Below are 17,820 nucleotides of genomic sequence, written 5' to 3' on the forward strand. Positions count from 1 at the left end.
GTGAAATCAAATAAATGGAATAATAATAATGAAAATAGGTAACGCAGTTCGGTGCTTGTTTGCTGTGATTTTTGCGGCTTTCTTTTCGGGAGCTGCGATGGCCGAGTCCGAAGAAAAGACAAAGCAAGGATATGAGCAACAAACAAAAACCTTGATGTCAAAAGTGCTTGATGAAAAGAGAACTTTTACAATTCAACTACCCAAAAGCTATCACACCAACCCCAATAAAGAATACCCTGTGATTTATCGCCTTGATGGTAAAGGCAACCTTCCGTTGATGACCGCAGTACTTGAGCGTTTGCACGGAGCAAACGTTTCTGCGGCACCTGAAGTTATTATTGTTGCAATCGAAAATACAGACAGGTTAAGAGATCTCTATCCAACTAAGAATAAAGAGCCTGCAGGACCTATGGATATTGGTGGAGGAGCACCCAAGTTTTTAGAGTTTATCGAGACTGAGCTTATTCCTTATGTGAACCAGACCTATCGCACTCATGATTTTAAAGTCATTGCCGGTGCATCTGCAGCGGGTACTTTTGCGCTTTATGCTTTGCAGGCAAAGCCTGAGCTATTTCAAGCACATATTGCTTATAGTCCAGCGGTATGGTGGAACTTTGGCGCGACAGCAAAGAGTACTAAAGCGTTTATTTCCAAAACGAAGCAGTTAGATAACTTTCTATATATCACAATTGGTGAGGAAGGCGGCGTGATGCGCGAAAGGTACGACGATATGGCGCGCTTTTTAGCAGAGAATCAACCACAAGATTTGCGCTTTTTCAGTGAGGCCTACGACAATGTTCCTCATGGACTTGTGTCTGCAGCTGGTATGTTTAGCGCGTATCAAAAGCTGTTTTTGCCAACTCAAATGCCTGCTCGTGCGTATACCGGTGAATTGAGCTCTATTACTAAGTATTATCAACAACTGTCTGCTCAATATGGCGAGGTTTTTGAGCCACAGGAAGCAGTGATCAGAGAGCTTGGCTATTACCACGTAAGCGTGGGTAACGTAAAAGAAGCAATTAAGTTGTTTAAGTTTGGCGTTTCACGCTATCCAAATAATGCAGATGCCTACAACGGCTTAGCATATGGCTATGAAACCGACAAACAATACCAAGCATCTTTAGAGCAAGTAAACAAAGCGCTGGCATTGTCATCGAAGGGTGATGGTGGCTACGATGTCTTTGTTGCTCGCAAAGAGCGGTTAACTAAACTACTTGGTGAGTGACAATCAAAATGCGTAAATAGACCACTTAGGTAGTCGATGTGGTCTATTTGTTGGGTATTTATTACCACTTAAAAATAGTGGCGAATGCGCTTTATTTTTCCGCCGCTAAACTCAAACAGTGTCATAAGCTTTTGCTTATTTTCTTTTTCATCCGTGTTGCCTTGCTGATCAACGCAAGGATGCAAATACTCAACGGTCACCGCATTAAGGCCTTCAATGATGTTTGTGACTTCGATATCGCATTTTCCGTATTGGCCTAGATAGCTGAGTAAGCCTTTCTTATACTCTTCTTTTGATAATACGGCATTAAATCGAGGGTGCTCGAATGAGGCGTCTGGCGTTAAAAGCGTAAGTAGGTGGGTAACATCAGACTCTTTTGAATATTGGTGTTCAACGGCTTTTTGCGCCTCGAAGTAAGCATTAACCTTGTAGCTCAGTGCTTCTGCGGAGCAAAGACTTGAAACCAGCGTGAGTGGCAGCAGTGCATATCGAACTTTCATTATGATTTTCCTTAAATTATTTACTCTGTATTGAATGCAACGTTTCGACCGGGAAATGCACGTGTTGTCGCATAGTGCTTCTGTTGTTAGTGAAGGGAATGAGATAAAAAGAGCAATGAGTGTGGTTTTCTTAATGAAAATATCCCTTTTTATTATTAATTGCACCAGGTTTGCACTCGGTTGTAATTTATATAATCACAAAGATTGTAAGCTCAGCAGGCGCGAAGAGACCAACTTTGCATTTCTGTCACTCGACTAATACAGCGAGCGAATGCAAATGCCAGTTGCTCTCCTTGGTAAATTTGCTCAATCGGCGCATCTGCCAAAAAGACAACCAGTACTTTGGCTTCGTAACACTCATCGATAAGCGCAATCAGGCGTCTGGCTTCATCATCACCAATTCTAGCTTGTGTTGTATCACTTGGGCGGATATAGCCTTCCTCAGTTCCTTGCGCTACATCTTTGTTTTCAGGAGTAACACCAAGTAGCGGTAACTCAGAGATAAAAATACAGCTAAATTGCTGTGCAAGCTCAATATAGTCATTGGTAGCGCGAGGGCTTGAACAGATCTCCATAAAATCAAAACACGCGATGCTTTCATTTGCGCCAAGCACGTTAATTAGACGATGATTAATCTCCAGGACGCCCGGTTTGAATATGCCACCGGCATTAATAAAGGAGTCCCCAAACGCTTGTTTATCACTGACGAAGTAGTGGTTTGCCTTTGTGCCTTTGCTAAATCGGTGATCTATCTCACCACATACTGATATCACATCGCAGTGACTTATAAGCAGTGCTATCGTCGGCTCAAAGCGGTCTCGGTGTAATCCATCTTTATATAACTCGGTTGGGTGACAATTAGAGGTTGCAACTAAGGTCACGCCAGCTTCAAAAAGGGCTTCAAACAATCTCGCCATGATGATGGCATCGCCGATATCGGTAACAAAAAATTCATCAAAGCACAATAACGAAGTGTGCTCTGCCCAATTTTTGGCGATCCGCTTTAAAGGGTCTTTCACGCCTTGTATTTGATTGAGTTCTTTATGCACCTGCTGCATAAAGTGATGAAAGTGAAGGCGGGTTTTATCTGTGACGTTAGTGAATTCATAAAACCAATCCATCAGCATTGTCTTGCCACGCCCGACAGGGCCATAAAAATAGATGCCTTTAGTTGAATGGCCACTAGCGAGTGAATGAGAAAGGGTATCTAACGCTGAAATTGCAGCTTGCTGCGCTGCATCAGGAGTAAGATTTCCACATTCAATTTGTGCTTGATAATGGCTAGAGATTGACATAGACACTGCAAATAGGAATAGTTAATCCGAATAATATCATAAAGCTAGAACTCATGGATGCACTAACAAGATTAAAACAAGCAGTAGACGCCTATTATCCACTTTCTCAAGAAACCTGGTCCGCTATTGCTGCGATCACCAGCATCAAACTACTCGAGAAAGATGAGTGGCTATACCAAGAGGGTGAATACCTAACAACTTTTGCATTTTTACATCAAGGGTTAGTTAGATTAGTAAACACCAATGCTGCTGGGCAGGAATACAACAAACGCTTTTTTGTAGCTGGGGAGTTTCCTGGTGTGATGCATGCTTTACACCGTGCTGAACCAGCTAATCAGGGGATCCAAGCCTTAGAACCGACTGAGGTTGTGCTAATTAATTTTAAACAGTTTAGAGCACTGCTTATGGATAATCCGGAATTAATGCGGTTTCAAATATTGTATCTTGAGAAGAACTGGTTGTTAGAAAAGGATAAGCGAGAACTTTATATGGTGCAGTTAGATGCCACGGAGCGTTATCTTTCATTTTTAAAAGAGCAGCCAGAACTTGCTGAGCGTGTACCACAATACCATTTAGCGTCACACCTTGGGATCACTCCTACGCAGTTAAGTCGGATAAGAAAATCGTTAAAAAACTCTGGCTCGTTTACATAGGTAAATGAGCCAAGCTCTTCACCTTGTTAAAGTTGCCTCAACACATAATGGAGAGCAACTTATGAATACATCACAATTAGAATCATTATTAAATTGGCGTTACGCCGTCCGCAAATTTTCACCGTTGTCAGTAGAGCAAAGTAAGGTAGACAAATTAATTGAGCTTACAGGTTTGAGTGCGTCCTCTTATGGTTTGCAATCATACAAAATATTACAAATTACAGATCAAAAAACCAAACAAGCCTTGTTTCCATATTCTTACGGACAACAGAAAGTGGTAGATAATAGCCACCTTTTACTGTTTGCAGCAGACATGTCGCCGCTGGAGCGACAAATAGACAGGTATATGGCCGACTTTAAGAGTAATAGAGACTTAAGCGATAATGTCTATTCTCAGATGGCTGCTGGGATGAAAGAAGTGCTTGGAGGGATGGGTCCAGAGGCTCAGTATCGTTGGTGCTCAGAGCAAGTCCATCTAGCGTTAGGTACTTTACTCGTTGCTGCGGCAAGTATGGAAATAGATGCTTGTCCAATAACAGGAATTGAGAAAAAAGCGATTGATGTAAAACTGGGCCTTGCTGAAAAGCAGCTAAGTACGGTTTTGGTTGTGCCGCTTGGGATCCGCTGTGCTTCAGATAAAAGTGCGATTGCACCAAAGGTTAGAAAGACCCAAGAACAACTGACCGAAGAGATGATGTTATGATCTTTGGGTTACTTGCTATTTTCGCAGGTGGCGCAATTGCGGTGCAAGCGAGTATGAATGCACAACTTGGCGGCTTGTTAAAAAGTCCGATATTAGCTGCTGGCGTAGCATTTACCGTCAGCGCATTCTACGCTTTTATTGCCTTTAGGATATCTGATAATGTGCTGCCAGCCCCGTCAGAGCTGAAAGCCGTACCTTGGTATTTGTGGTGTTTTGGTGGGGTGCTAAGTGCCACGGGGGTAGGGCTATGCTATTTTTTGATCCCCAAAATGGGTATTGGCAACCTGATGGCTTATTACTTATGTGGTCAAATGGTGGTTGCTATGGTGATCGGTCAGCTTGGACTTTTCGGTGTACCTTATACGCCTATTAACCTACAAAAGGTCTTGGGCGTGATTGCTGTGCTGACCGGTATTGTGCTTATTAACGTTAATCGTTCAGGCTAAAACTCAGCCATTTCTAAGGCTTTGTTGATAGCTGGTGTTGCCGAAATTTGGCGATAATAACGACGTAAATTTTTAAGTGAAGGAGTTCTTTCTAAAAATGTCTTTGCACGCTCACAAAGCATAAATAAATAGCTGTCGCATAGCGTAAATTGATTTGCAAACAGGTAATGATTGTCTTGGAGTAGAGCATCTACGATGCCAAAACCTTGTTCTAATCGACCTTGCTGTGAGCGAATAAGATCGTCATACATCAAGGCACTTTGGGTATGTCGTTCTGGGTAGGTGTACATCAATAAGTCGCTGTGAATAGAAGCGCTCATAAAATGCATCCATTGCAGGCACTGTGATTTCAGTTTTAGCTCAGTTGGAATAAGCTGCTTGTCGATGTGTTTCTCTGCAAGGTACTGAGAAATGGCAGCGCTTTCAAATAAGGTAAAATCGTCATCAACGAGCGCTGGCACCTGCCCAGCAGGACTGAGTTTTAAATATTGCGCACTACGGTTGGCATTTTTTTTGATATCAACTAGTTCAAGTTGATACGGCTCGCCTATGAGTTCTAATAAAATATGAGGTGCAAGGCTCGCACTTTGTGGATAGTAAAAGAGTGTATACATAATTCACCTAATGTTAGGTCACGTGTATCACTCAGGAAAAGGGCATAAAATAACAGTGATCACGTGAAGTTAGCTCAATACCAATGCAATAATATCAATGTTATTGGTATCCAAAATCGGCTCCTTCTTCGTTGTCTCCTATTCAACTTTAGGTGAGGGTTGGGGTTTTCACAAATAAAAATGCCAGCAAATGCTGGCATTTAGATAATTTTAAACTGTTACCTACGGTGTATAGTAGATAGGAGAGTTTGGCCCCACAGGCAGGCCAAAGCCAAATACCCACACGTAGAATAGCGCTACCCAGCCGATAAAGAAGAACATGCTGTACGGCAACATAGTTGCCACTAGGGTACCTATACCCATGTCTTTTTTGTATTTTGTCGCAACCGCCAATATCAAGCCAAAGTAACTCATCATGGGAGTGATGAGGTTAGTGACTGAATCGCCAATTCGGTACGCTGCTTGAATAGTTTCTGGCGCATAGCCGATAAGCATCAGCATTGGAACAAATATCGGTGCAGTGACTGCCCATTGAGCGGATGATGAACCAAGGCTTAGGTTTACTAGAGCACACATAAGAATAAATAGTACAAATACTTCAGGACCAGTCAGGTTGAGTGCCTGTAACAATGCAGCGCCATTAATTGCTAGGATAGTACCTAGATTTGTCCATTTAAAAAATGCAACAAACTGAGCAGCAAAAAATACCAATACGATATACATGCCCATAGAGCTCATGCTTTTGCTCATAGCGTCAATGATATCACGGTCATTTTTCATGGTGCCAACTACGCGGCCGTACACAAAACCTGGGATAGCAAAAGTAACAAAGATAAATACCACAATCCCTTTTAAAAATGGTGAACCTGCCACTTCGCCTGTTACCGGATGACGTAAAATACCATCTTCCGGTACTATGGTTAACGCAAGCAGAATGCTGACCAACAGGAGTGATACACCCGCCCATTTGAGACCTGATTTTTCTTTTACTGAAAGCTTCTCAATATTGTTTTCGCTTAAATCAACACTTGCTTCTTTCGGATCATATTTTCCTAAGCGCGGCTCTACGATTTTCTCGGTGACTAAGGTTCCCACGATAGCAATTAGGAATACTGAAATCATCATGAAGTACCAGTTCGCTTCAGGACCCACCTGATAATTAGGGTCAATCATCTGCGCCGCAGGAGTCGTAATACCCGCTAGTAGTGGATCGATTGTGCCAAGCAATAGGTTTGCGCTGTAGCCACCAGATACGCCAGCAAATGCGGCAGCTAAACCGGCAAGTGGATGTCTACCAAGGCTATGGAAAATCATTGCGGCAAGTGGAATCAACACAACATAGCCAAGTTCTGATGCGGTGTTAGACAAGATAGCAGCAAACACAACCATGAACGTAACCAAACGTTTTGATGCACCCATTACCATACCACGCATTGCTGCTGACAACATGCCTGAGTGCTCTGCAACACTCACCCCAAGTAATGCAACAAGTACAGTGCCAAGTGGTGCAAAGCCAGTAAAGTTAGTCACAAGACCAGTCACAATGCGTTGCAGACCCTCAGCACTCATCAAGCTTACGACTTCAATGACACCGTCGGGGTCGCGACCTGCGGAGCCTTCTGGGCGAGGATCGATGGCAGATAACCCCATCCAATCGGCAATACCACTGAATACCACGATGGCGATACAAAACATTGCAAACAAAGTAATAGGGTGGGGAAGCATATTCCCTAAGAACTCAACAGTTGCCAAGAAGCGATTAAATAATCCCCCTTTTTGCCCCTGTTGGTCTTGACTATCAGCTTGCGTCTTTACAGCATTTGACATAGCTAAATTCTCAGTTCCAAAAAATGGCGCAACCTTAGCATTTTTTTTACATGAGGTCATGCTTAAGCGGCTATTTGTCCTCTTTCTGGGTTGAAAGGCGGGGCGTTGTGCAAAAACAAATCAATTAGAATAGCTTAAGCTGATTTTTATTAGAACTCGCTTGCTTTTTGCGCCCACGACTTGAACGACGTCTTGAAGCGTGAGTGTGACGCACTCTGCCTGTTTCGTCTTTATCTAGGTGCTGTTTATAAAACGTAGAGATTTTTTCACGGGCAATTTTTGCTGCGTCACCGGGTAATATGGCAGGGCGCTGGTATTGGTCTTCTTTTAAACCAGTATAAAGCCAAGGTGTATGCAAGTAATGCGTAGGAACATGATCAAGCTCAGGAATGTAGCGGCGAATGAATTGGCCTTCAGGATCATATTTTTGTCCCTGAGTTATGGGGTTATAGATACGAAACGGATTTATCCCAGTCGTGCCTGACTGCATTTGCACCTGAGGATAGTGGATCCCAGGCTCATAATCGACAAAAAGAGTGGCAAGTCTTGCGGCAGGCCTTTGCCAATCAAGCCATAGGTGATAGCTTGAAAACGCCATCAACATGGCGCGCATGCGAAAGTTTATCCAGCCTGTTGTGATCAGCATGCGCATACAGGCATCTATAAAGGGGACTCCCGTGTTACCGTGAGCCCAAAGTTCATAACGTTGGTGACTAAATTCACTCGCACGCATATCAGTTAAGGACGCATGCACAGCACGTTCTGCATAAAGCGGCTCTGATTCGAGCTTTTGCACAAAATGGCTATGCCAGTATAGCCGTGATAAAAAACCGCTCTTATTGCGTTTTGAGTCAACATTTAAAGCAAGGGTTTGTTGTAAAACATCCCTGAGGCTTAGCACGCCATAGGCCAAATACGGACTGAGTCTGGAGCTACTGTTTACAGCTTTTACCGGGCTTGAGATATCAAATAAATAGTTGTCTATCCTATGATTAAAAAAGCTATTCAAGGTTTGCTGTGCGGCTTTGAGTCCACCTAATTGTGGCTTTGGCGCCGAGTTGCTGTCATTCCCAGAGTAATCATTTAAAAGTGCAATACCACTATGCTGTTGCAGCAGAGGAGTAATTCTTGAAGGGGTTGGTATACAGTCACTTTGCAGCCAGTCTTCGGCTTGCTGTTGCCATTTATCACGATTCACTTTTCCCCTGAACACGGCTTGTTGGCGATATTCTTCATACGATACGTGTCTTTCTTTGCACCAGGCAATAACACGCAAATCGCGCTCAAATGTCCATGTATTCCCGGTTTCTTGATGGCAATAAAGGGTTGCGATCGCGATGTGCTGATGGATCTTTTCTAGTATTTCAATGATATCCCCCTGTCGAATCGTCAGCGTGCCACCTAAAAGCTGCAGCTGGTCAGCAAGGCTTAGCAGCGACTCTTTTACAAATTGAAATTGTCTTTCGCTGGTATCGGGGAGTTGCCAATATTCGGGCTCAACAACATACAATATCAGGGTTGGTCTGCCATTATTACACGCTTCGTAAAGTGGTTTATGGTCGAACACTCTTAAGTCACGTTTGAGCCAAACGAGATTAATCATCTAACACCCCCTTAAACAATAAAGGGTAACGGCGTAGGCGTTTACCGATGTAGTCGTCGGCGAGGATCTGCTGGCATATTCGCTCTACGTCATCGTCCACTGCAAACACCCAATCAAAGCGTTCGATGGCGAGCAAAAAGCCACGTTTTAAAAAGCGTTGCTGGCGAAATTCATCGCAGTTCTGTTTGATTATATTGAGTTTATTTGGATTTTCCCTGAGCGCTTCGACTACCTTAATTACGTACGCGCGGGTTTGTTTGCTTTCAGGGTGGGGACGTCTAACGCGACGTCCTCGGTTGGTATTTGGATATAAGCTACTCATTCGCCTCTTTAAAAATGTAATCTAGCTTCTTAATAAAATCGTCTTTGTGCTTATCTTGTTCATAATCCAAGTGATAAGTATTATGAAACCCAGAGCGCAGTAACACGCCACTGCCTTGCAGGTATATGGTGTAACCATCTGGATCTGAATAGGCCACTATGCCCTCATAGCGTTTACCTTCTTCGGTTACTTCACCGTGCTTTTGAATATGCTCGAACACCGTTAACAAGAACTTGCTATCTAATTCATTTTTCATTGTTCACCTCGATACTTAGAATACGCTTTCACTGTGATAGCCGATCACTTAACTAACGCTGAAATTGCCTTAAATTGCTCATTTTTGGCTGATTTTAGCCACTGAAATAAAATAGACTCTAAAGCCAAAAAGCGTGCGCCATCTGCCTGCATCTGCATTAGCGCCCAATCTGTGTGTTTTGGATTACGTGAGCAAATACCATCGGCAACTATCACAACGTTGAAATTGTCCGCAAGCAGGTCATTGACGGTTTGTTGTACACAGATATGACTTTCGAGGCCAACTACGACGATGGTGTCGCGTTTATATTCTTGAATAGCTTGCTTGCAAGATTCAACATGGTAAGCACTGAACGCAGTTTTTTCGATAACCGGGAGATTAAATTCAAGTAAACTCGGTGCTGTATGGCCAAGCCCTTTGGGATATTGCTCAAAAATCAGTGCAGGAACAGACAAATGTTCTGCAGCTTGTAGTAGGGTGGTTACTTGGCGCTCGATATCGCCAAATACCTCAATATGAGGACGAAATTTTTCTTGAATATCGATCACCAAGATCATGCTGTCCGAAGGTATCAAATTCATCATCTTCTCCTTAGAGATTACGTTGCAAGGCGAGCACGCGCGCTTCGCTATTACGTTATTTATTCGTTACAATGGTATACCCACTTAAAAAGTAAACGGTTTTGGCGTGAAAGTACATTTTCTTGGCACTTCTTCAGGTAGCCCATCTAAGCAACGTAATATGTCGGCAGCGGCAGTAAGTTTTGAAAATACCAAAGCCTGGGTACTAATTGACTGCGCCGAAGCGACCCAGCATGCGCTATTGCACAGTGAGTTAACCCTATATCATCTCGAAGCGATTTGTATTACCCACCTTCATGGGGATCATTGCTATGGATTACCCGGACTCATTTCATCCATGGCATTAAACTCTCGCAAAGCGCCGCTAAAATTAATTGCGCCGAGGGCCGTTATTCAGTTTGTGCAAAGCTGTTTTACACTGACAGAGGTGAGTCTAAGTTTTGACCTAATCACCATCGCCATTGAAGAAATAAACGATAAGCTACCGCTTGAATGTTGCGATATCGAAACCATAGCGCTACAACACAGAGTGCCCAGTGTTGGCTATAAGCTCACGGAAAAGTGCATTCCTCGCAAGTTAAAAATAGACAAACTTCAGCAAGATGGTATTGCGTCTGGCAGCCACTACAACTTGTTGCAAAAGGGCCAAGACGTGGAATACCAAGGCCGACTTTTAACCTCGGATGACTACAGTTTTTATAGTTGGCAACCTCGAGTTGTAATAATTTGTGGTGATAACGAAAAGCCCGGCTTGCTATCGCAGATGATAAAAGGGGTCGATTTGCTTGTTCATGAAGCTACCTTTACCGCTGCTGATCTTCATAAAGTGGGATTTCATACAGGACATAGCGATGCCATGCGCATCGCTCAATTTGCACAACTACATCAAGTACCCATGCTCGCGCTCACTCACTTTAGCGTGCGCTATCATGGCGAGGGCATGATGCAGCCTCTTATTGAAGAGGCCAAGTTGCACTTTAGCAATGCACTCATCATTGCAGAGGATGGCCTAATTGTAGACATTCCAAAGCAAAAGCAAGTTGAGTGCGCAATCGCTTAGCTCTAGGATTGCTCGCAGAACCAACGCCAGTCGGCTACGACTTGCTCGCTGTAATGACTGGCCGATTTGACTAGGTCATCAATGAGACTAGGTAAAATGGCGACGGCATCCTCCTGAAATTGTAACGATCGTCTATCTGCTCGCATATGTGAAAGAGCAAGTGCTTCACCGCAAGCTTCTGCATATTGGCTAAAGCCGGATTTAGTTGCTGCACGCTTACCAATGGTGATGTCTTCTGGGTCTATACCAACACGAGCATGATGGCGCGAGCGTACCAGCCAGTGACTGCCTTGCCACAGTGCATTATCTAAAATGAGATCGGTACGGCGCTGCATTTTTCTTTGACTATTGACGGTTAAGTGTGCGGGATCTAAACGATTCACAGGGCTTAAATTTGCAAAATAAGCAAGAGGCGAAGCGAGCTGCTGTTGTTTTACCTCAACAATGTGGCATAGCGGCAGAATATCTTTAGTGGGTTTTTGCACGTTTGGGCCAACCAACAAGTAATATCTGCTCAGATGCAATGAGCCTGTGCCTTGGTCGATACGCTCAACACAATCTAAAATTTCGTCATCAACGTAGGGCGCAAAGTGATGAATAAGGTTTTCTTTTAAATCGGGATCAAGTTGCTTAAACTTCAGCTTGTCTTCGCGAAAACGTAGCGGCTTAATACTGAGGTCGATTTCCTTAGCAAGTGTGCTTTTTATCGTAAACGCGGCGCCACCCGCCATTCTTTGCAACCCTTTTTGCCATCGTTTATGCAGTATATGATTATTATCAAATTCGGTTAAGCCTGTGTTGCTATCGACCTTATGCTCCAGTGACAACTGACAGGCTTTTAGGTAGCTGTGTAAAAAGTCCAATTGTGCTTGGGCAACTAGCTCTTTACTGACCAAAGGTTTACTTCGGTCTTTAATATCCTGAGCTTGCTCTTGAATACGCCCGCCTTCTAGTTGGGTAAGCGGTAAACTCACTAAAAAGCGAAACAGGTCCCACACTGCGTGTCCGACGCAGGCATCATCGAAGTCATTAGGTTCAAAGATTAAGGTATCGCCATGGCTGCCTTCTTCACTATGAAAGCCAAAATTGCCCGTATGACAATCGCCCATTATGTAGGTGAGTGGCAGGCTGGTGGCCGCTTCAGGCAACTGTAGTTGTTGCTCCAGTAAGTCCTTATACATAAGCGCGGCACTGCCACGAAAGAACCGAAATGGACTGAGTCTCATTTTTTCGAATTTACTGCACTCACTGTTTGCGTGGATACCTTCACGCTCATTAAAGTACGATGCAAGATAGTCGTGACGATTCATGGATTAGTCCTCCCTTTGAACAATACCCAATTGAGATTTTGCCAGTTTTACAACGGCTTTATCGATAGGTGGGGGACTAATATCAACCCCCTTGCTTAACGCTTCGACAATGGTTTTCATCACTTGTACGCGGGCATACCATTTATGCTCCGCGAGGATCAAATGCCAATCCGCTAAATTTGTATCGGTTTTAGCAAACATATCATCAATTGCTTGCTCATAATCTTGCCGCTTTTGGCGGTTGCGAATATCTTCTTCCGTTAGTTTCCAGCGCTTATACGGATTATTTAAACGCTCTGTAAAGCGCTTGAGCTGTTCATCTTCGCTAATGTGTAAAAATAGCTTAACAATGCGGACGTTATCATCTGTTAGCAGACGCTCAAATTCGTTGATTTCTTGATAGGCACGACGCCACTCTTGCTCACTAGCAAACGCTTCAACCCGTTCTACCAACACTCGGCCGTAATATGAACGGTCAAAAATAGTCATAGTACCCCGAGGAGGTAGCTTTGTTTGAAACCGATAAAGGTAATGCCGGCCTTGTTCCTCAGGCGTAGGTTTTGCGATTGGGTAGACCTTAACGCCGCGCGGATCGAGTTTTTCAGTCATGCGGCGAATAGCACCTCCTTTACCAGCCGCATCCCACCCTTCAAATACTAAAATAGCGCGTTTCCCTTGATGAAAATAGGCTTGTTGCACGTGTAATAGTTGAGTTTGCCAGTACTTTAACTCGCTTTTGTAGTGTTTTTTTGAATCAATAGCGGGGTGTGTCATGGGAGGCTTAACACTTAGTCCGCGATTTAGTGTTTTTATTTCTGATACATAACTGGTCATGCTAACTCCTTTAATCGCCTTTGGTTAAGTTGGCCCTGTTGCTATCAAAGTGCTTTTCAAAGCGAAAATATTATCGCACCAACTAACTTTTGAGCGTGTTAGAGTAACCTAGAGTAAACTCTACAGGGACTTTTTGACAATGATATGTCATACCATTTTGTCTTACACTTCCTTAATTTGAGGGAGCTAATCAGGCGCTAACGGCGTTAAAAACTTCTCATCATTTAGAACAGTTAAATAGCAAAATTTTTCCTTGATTGAATAACTGATTCCATCAGTATAAAATCTACTCCGAATAAATCTCGCGCTCATTGATGAGTAGCAAATTGCATTGATGAGGAACAACCGGAATAAACAAGGAAGGATTGGCATGAAGCCTTTTGACAAGTGGCCTGCACTTGTGCAAGACGCACAGCAAGGTACATTCGATGATTCACTTTTTCAGTCAGATTCAGACGTAAAAAATTCGGTACAACCAACCAGATTGCCGATGGCTAAAGTGCCCAACATCATTCTTAAAGCACTTAACCCCCATCACACTGACTATATTCGTATTGACCCAAAAGAAGCTCGTTACTGGCATGGTGGACTTCATCATCATGACGATAGACAACTACTTGTTATTTCAAATAACCAAGTACAACGTCTCAAAACGGTTTCTCAAGGCAATATAAAGGAGATCTTTGCGTTTATTAAAAAGTCAGCGCTTGAGGCTAAAGTGGAAGGTCAGTTCGGTTCTGGTGGCAGTAGAGGCTTCTCGGGTGGGGCGGGAGAGTTAAACCAAAACGGTGCACATTTAGGTGCTGCAGCTAAATATGCTGCTACAAGCGATTACTCAAAAAATGATGGTGTGGGCTTCAATAGTAGCCAAGGAGCAGGTACAACGCGCCCGTCAATGGGTAAGAGTAACGCTGGGATTCAAAAAACACCCACTAAGCTAGAAAGTACAGCACAGCCCATAGATACCATTGCGCCATCTGTCATTATTGGTCAACCTAATCCAAAGCAGATCGTAAAACTAGAACAAAACCAAGCCACTAAAAGACGTTTTGCAAATCATGTATTAGGACCGGGAGAAACTGCCGCGAGTGTTGTCGAGCAGTATACTGGCACACCAAATGAAAGCCGTATATATGGCTTCAACCATCCTCAGTTTACTATAAAAAATCCTCCCAAAGCGGGTGATAAAGTCAGGGTGAATACCGGCTTTGACGTACTAGTTAAAGGGCAATTCTATAACAGCAACAGCGTTAACCTAATCTGGAAAGGGCCTACATCGGGCTCGAAATCAGCCATATTGGAGCAAGTGAATGGCAAATATCTACCAGACAGAGGCTACGATTGGGAGTTGGCACTACCGCTTGTGGCGGGGGAATATACATTAACTGCTGAAGCCGAAGGTGCAACGCACTCCGTGAGTTTTTCAGTTGAAGAATCTGAAGATCAACTGGAAATTATTGACTTTTTATATATTCCAGAAGATAACAGCTTTATAGCGGTCACGCAGTCACTTGCGGATATTTTAGAGCAAGAAATGGAAGTACTTAACCCTCCCATGGAGCAGCTTAAGCAAGCGCTGGCTGGACAACAAGACCTCTCGCAACAAGATGATAAAGTAATTGACGCAAAAAAGGCGTTAAACGAGACTTTAAAACCACTTGTTTCAGGCCCTACCGTTAATAAAATTACCGAAGTCATTGGCTTTAAAGGCCGAAAGTATACCTATGTGCGTAGTGATAAAATGGCCAACCACTTTAGACGCTACAAAATTGATACGGACATTCGAAACGGTCGTCGTTTTAGCGATGCGAATGGCAACTTAGACCGTAAGAAACTGAACAAAGCGCTTAAAAATGATTTGAGCAAGCTAAAGGTCAATTTTAAGTATGATAAGAAGCTCGTCGACACGTATACAACCATATGGGGCGAATGGGCTAGAGAGCTTAATAAAGATCTAAATATAAAAGGGTTTGAAAAAAGCGACTATTTTGACGCCAGTGCAGAGGCGCGATTAATGCGCTACACCCATGGTGCAGGCATTGCGGCAAACTTTAGCCCAAAGGATGGTGTCTTTTCATTTCAAGCTGATGCCAAAGTTGATTTTGCTGTTGGTGAAGCAAAAGCTGCAATGAGTGGTTACTACCCTAATAAAAAAGGGTATGAATTTAAGTTTATGATGCCACTTAAAAATTCGACCAAAGAGCGTGAGATAAACTTAGGCGCGCTCCGATTAAATGCGACCATTGCCTTTTTTGGCTATGCTGGCGCGAAATTACAAGCGGCGGCGAATGTAGGCTGTACAGTAAAGCAAGGTAAAATGATGCTTGAGGGATTAACCCCTGAACAAGTAAAAGCACTTAGCCGCGCCGATCGCAAGTTTGAACCTGTAAAAGGCGAGCTCAGCGCATTTGCTGGGGTATCCGCAGGCTGTGAGTTAACTGGTGCTTTGCAGTGGGATAACCCAGAAAAATCTGGTAAATCTAGTTTTTGTGATCTAGCTAAACTAGGTGGAAAGGCAGAAGGCGCATTTGGCGCTGGTGCACATGCCGGATGTTCTATTGGTTATGAAGACGGAAGGTTTATACTTCGCGCGAAATTGGGACTTATCTGGGGCGTAGGTGCTGGCGGAGAATTAGTCTGTGAGATAGGTGTAGATGAAATCGTCACGCTTGCCCAATTTGTTTATCACCAGCTTAAAAATAATGATTATGATTACCTTGAGTTTATACAGCCATTGGCATTTAACGTGCTTTATAAAGCAGTAGCCATGCATATAGCAACAGGTAATGAGATAATTAAATATGTGGGCTCTAGCGCCCGTCAAGTAGATACATGGTGGCGGGGAACTGTTTTAACCCATGAACGCGCGAAAGGTATGATGGATAATATTCTACAAGAGCCCGAAATGTTAAAATTTACGGTACCTGAGTCCAAGGGAGCTTTTCTAAACTTATTAGCGAACCCTAACCTCGCTAGCCTTATCGACTCAGATACCTACAGCTGGCAGGGCTTAAATGAGCAGCGCGAGAATGCGATTATTATTGTACTAAAGCATATTCTTTGCACAGAGGAGTTAGACGAAGTATTGCAGCATATGGGAGAGGGCGGTGAAAAATGTAGCCGAGAGGAGGGCTTGTCTCAGCTTAATAGTATTTTAGAAGGTGCTCAGCAGAGTGAGTTTGATGCATGGCGACGCAAACTACCAAGCCGAGCACGCTCCGGTTCGGTTGCAGTAGCTATGCTTAATACAACTCCCTTTATCGCAATGGCTTAATTGTATACGTGCAACCAAGCTAGCTTGGTTGCACACTTAATTTAGTCGACTGATTTAGTGCGCATCTAAACCCGATATCCCTGTAGCTAGTGTCTAATTCATTTGACTCTTGCCGTGTATAAACATTACTGCCACGTGGCGATTCCATAAAAGTTCCGCCTCGCATGACCTTTTTTGTGCCTTCTTTTGGCCCTTTAGGATCCTGCTCTGGTGAGAGTTGATAGTAATCTTCTGCCCACCAGTCATTGACCCATTCGATCATATTGCCACTTAAGTCATAAAACCCTAATGGGTTAGGCGGATAGGTGCCACTAATATGCGGTTCTGGCTCTTCGGCGAGAGAGTAATTTACACCGAGTTCAAGCATACCGGTATTGGTGGCAAACAAAATATTTTCGCCACGGTTTCGTGCTGCAAATTCCCATTGCGCCTCTGTGGGTAAATCAAAGGGCAGCTGGGTTAACTCAGCGAGCCATAAACAATAGTTTTTTGCGCCATACCAACTTACTCCAGCAGGGAATTCAGGGGCGCGCCAAATCTCATCTCTATCCCATTCTTCCCACACGGTTTTTGGCAGGTCATTTACTGCGGTATATAAATCAAAATCGCCATAGCTTACCTCATAAGCGCCCATCGAATAGCTGGTAAGAGTCACCTCATGAGCGGGTTTATTGTCGCGGGCTATGGTCCAAGGCAAGTTATTTGGACCACCGCCATCACCCATCATAAAGCTGCCGCCTTCAACAAACACCATTTGGGCTTTAGTGCGCTCAATCAGTGCTTGCACTTGTTTGTCTTGCTCGCCGGTAAACGCGTCTATTTGTTGGCCAAGGTCGTCACACCCAGTCATTACCACACACAGTAATGCGAGGCTGGGAATGGTTGTGTATTTATTGGCAAGAATATTGCGGCGGTTAACGTTGGCAAAGTGGGAGAGTGAATGTATCTGTTTATTTTCCATATGGTGACTTTCCGTATGTAACTTATTTATCCTTAGTGCAGCTCAAGCATACCAAGCACACCAGCGAAATCAAAATTGTCACACCATAAAGTAAGTAGTTTGAATAAACGCTGACTTTTACAGTGATAAATATGATAACAATTAGTTAGCTCTGTAATTGAGCTGAAATTGATAGGCAGAAAAATCACTAGCCAGTATTAGTGCAATAAGCATCTTATATAGTTCTGTGTTTGGATATTGAATTTGCTATCTACTGTTCAATCAGCGATATTAAATAGCGTTTAGCTTAGTGTGAACCTGTATACTTATAAAATTAACTATATTTTTTAGTCAACGTCATGATGATGAAATAATAG

At 43.5% G+C, this 17,820-nt stretch carries 17 protein-coding genes; 6 read left to right on the forward strand and 11 right to left on the reverse strand.

Features of this window, described 5'->3' with window-relative positions; all coding sequences use genetic code 11:
- Positions 1-28: 28 nt before the first annotated feature.
- Positions 29-1,225 carry an alpha/beta hydrolase-fold protein gene (locus L1D50_RS12845; RefSeq protein ID WP_128726614.1) on the forward strand — a complete coding sequence of 399 codons (1,197 nt, stop codon included), beginning with the start codon at positions 29-31 and terminating at the stop codon, positions 1,223-1,225.
- 68 nt (positions 1,226-1,293) lie between these two features.
- Here L1D50_RS12845 and L1D50_RS12850 read toward each other — a convergent pair whose 3' ends face one another.
- Both L1D50_RS12850 and zapE read right to left on the reverse strand, forming a co-directional pair.
- On the reverse strand, positions 1,294-1,725 hold the full coding sequence (locus L1D50_RS12850; RefSeq protein WP_138522887.1) for a nuclear transport factor 2 family protein: 432 nt from the start codon (positions 1,723-1,725) through the stop codon (positions 1,294-1,296).
- Positions 1,726-1,937: 212 nt separating this feature from the next.
- Complete coding sequence (gene zapE, locus L1D50_RS12855; protein ID WP_239966170.1) at positions 1,938-3,020, reverse strand: cell division protein ZapE; 1,083 nt, start codon at positions 3,018-3,020, stop codon at positions 1,938-1,940.
- 53 nt (positions 3,021-3,073) lie between these two features.
- On the opposite strand from zapE, the gene L1D50_RS12860 reads away from it, so the two are divergent.
- From L1D50_RS12860 to L1D50_RS12870, 3 genes are all read left to right on the forward strand, one after another.
- Positions 3,074-3,673 (forward strand): Crp/Fnr family transcriptional regulator, encoded by a 600-nt coding sequence (locus L1D50_RS12860; protein WP_138522891.1) that lies wholly within the window; start codon positions 3,074-3,076, stop codon positions 3,671-3,673.
- 61 nt (positions 3,674-3,734) lie between these two features.
- Positions 3,735-4,376, forward strand: a complete 642-nt coding sequence (locus L1D50_RS12865; protein WP_138522893.1) for a nitroreductase family protein — start codon at positions 3,735-3,737, stop codon at positions 4,374-4,376.
- Positions 4,373-4,822 (forward strand): DMT family transporter, encoded by a 450-nt coding sequence (locus L1D50_RS12870; RefSeq protein WP_239966171.1) that lies wholly within the window; start codon positions 4,373-4,375, stop codon positions 4,820-4,822. Before L1D50_RS12865 ends, L1D50_RS12870 begins: the two co-directional genes overlap by 4 nt.
- Here the strand turns inward: L1D50_RS12870 and L1D50_RS12875 are convergent.
- The 6 genes from L1D50_RS12875 to L1D50_RS12900 form a co-directional block, all read right to left on the reverse strand.
- Positions 4,819-5,436, reverse strand: coding sequence for a glutathione S-transferase family protein (locus L1D50_RS12875; RefSeq protein WP_128726608.1), 618 nt, complete (start codon positions 5,434-5,436; stop codon positions 4,819-4,821). The two genes, L1D50_RS12870 and L1D50_RS12875, sit on opposite strands and share 4 nt — an antisense overlap.
- Positions 5,437-5,658: 222 nt before the next feature.
- Positions 5,659-7,263 (reverse strand): AbgT family transporter, encoded by a 1,605-nt coding sequence (locus L1D50_RS12880; RefSeq protein ID WP_171040286.1) that lies wholly within the window; start codon positions 7,261-7,263, stop codon positions 5,659-5,661.
- Positions 7,264-7,387: 124 nt separating this feature from the next.
- Positions 7,388-8,866, reverse strand: coding sequence for a deoxyribodipyrimidine photo-lyase (locus L1D50_RS12885; RefSeq protein WP_239966172.1), 1,479 nt, complete (start codon positions 8,864-8,866; stop codon positions 7,388-7,390).
- Positions 8,859-9,188, reverse strand: a complete 330-nt coding sequence (locus L1D50_RS12890; protein WP_239966173.1) for a hypothetical protein — start codon at positions 9,186-9,188, stop codon at positions 8,859-8,861. Before L1D50_RS12890 ends, L1D50_RS12885 begins: the two co-directional genes overlap by 8 nt.
- On the reverse strand, positions 9,181-9,444 hold the full coding sequence (locus L1D50_RS12895; RefSeq protein WP_010373027.1) for a DUF3081 family protein: 264 nt from the start codon (positions 9,442-9,444) through the stop codon (positions 9,181-9,183). The genes L1D50_RS12890 and L1D50_RS12895 overlap by 8 nt, the downstream gene beginning before the upstream one ends.
- A gap of 44 nt (positions 9,445-9,488) precedes the next feature.
- Positions 9,489-10,028 carry an isochorismatase family protein gene (locus L1D50_RS12900; RefSeq protein ID WP_223193527.1) on the reverse strand — a complete coding sequence of 180 codons (540 nt, stop codon included), beginning with the start codon at positions 10,026-10,028 and terminating at the stop codon, positions 9,489-9,491.
- Between the two features lie 103 nt (positions 10,029-10,131).
- Here L1D50_RS12900 and L1D50_RS12905 point away from each other — a divergent pair, with 103 nt between their 5' ends.
- Positions 10,132-11,085 (forward strand): ribonuclease Z, encoded by a 954-nt coding sequence (locus tag L1D50_RS12905; protein ID WP_239966174.1) that lies wholly within the window; start codon positions 10,132-10,134, stop codon positions 11,083-11,085.
- A 2-nt stretch (positions 11,086-11,087) separates the two neighbouring features.
- Here L1D50_RS12905 and L1D50_RS12910 read toward each other — a convergent pair whose 3' ends face one another.
- Together L1D50_RS12910 and L1D50_RS12915 are read right to left on the reverse strand one after the other, a co-directional pair.
- A complete protein-coding gene (locus L1D50_RS12910) occupies positions 11,088-12,395 on the reverse strand; it encodes a DUF2252 family protein (protein ID WP_239966175.1) in 1,308 nt (435 codons plus the stop codon).
- Between the two features lie 3 nt (positions 12,396-12,398).
- Positions 12,399-13,229 (reverse strand): polyphosphate kinase, encoded by an 831-nt coding sequence (locus tag L1D50_RS12915; RefSeq protein ID WP_138522905.1) that lies wholly within the window; start codon positions 13,227-13,229, stop codon positions 12,399-12,401.
- Between the two features lie 370 nt (positions 13,230-13,599).
- Between L1D50_RS12915 and L1D50_RS12920 the strand changes: the two genes are divergently transcribed.
- Positions 13,600-16,503, forward strand: a complete 2,904-nt coding sequence (locus L1D50_RS12920; RefSeq protein WP_138522907.1) for a hypothetical protein — start codon at positions 13,600-13,602, stop codon at positions 16,501-16,503.
- Between the two features lie 19 nt (positions 16,504-16,522).
- Here the strand turns inward: L1D50_RS12920 and L1D50_RS12925 are convergent, their stop codons facing one another.
- The gene (locus L1D50_RS12925; protein WP_239966176.1) at positions 16,523-17,464 is read right to left on the reverse strand and encodes an SUMF1/EgtB/PvdO family nonheme iron enzyme; all 942 of its coding nucleotides are present in this window, start codon (positions 17,462-17,464) and stop codon (positions 16,523-16,525) included.
- Positions 17,465-17,820: the final 356 nt, after the last annotated feature.

Source organism: Pseudoalteromonas sp. Isolate6 (assembly GCF_022398435.1).
Taxonomy (GTDB): domain Bacteria; phylum Pseudomonadota; class Gammaproteobacteria; order Enterobacterales; family Alteromonadaceae; genus Pseudoalteromonas; species Pseudoalteromonas galatheae.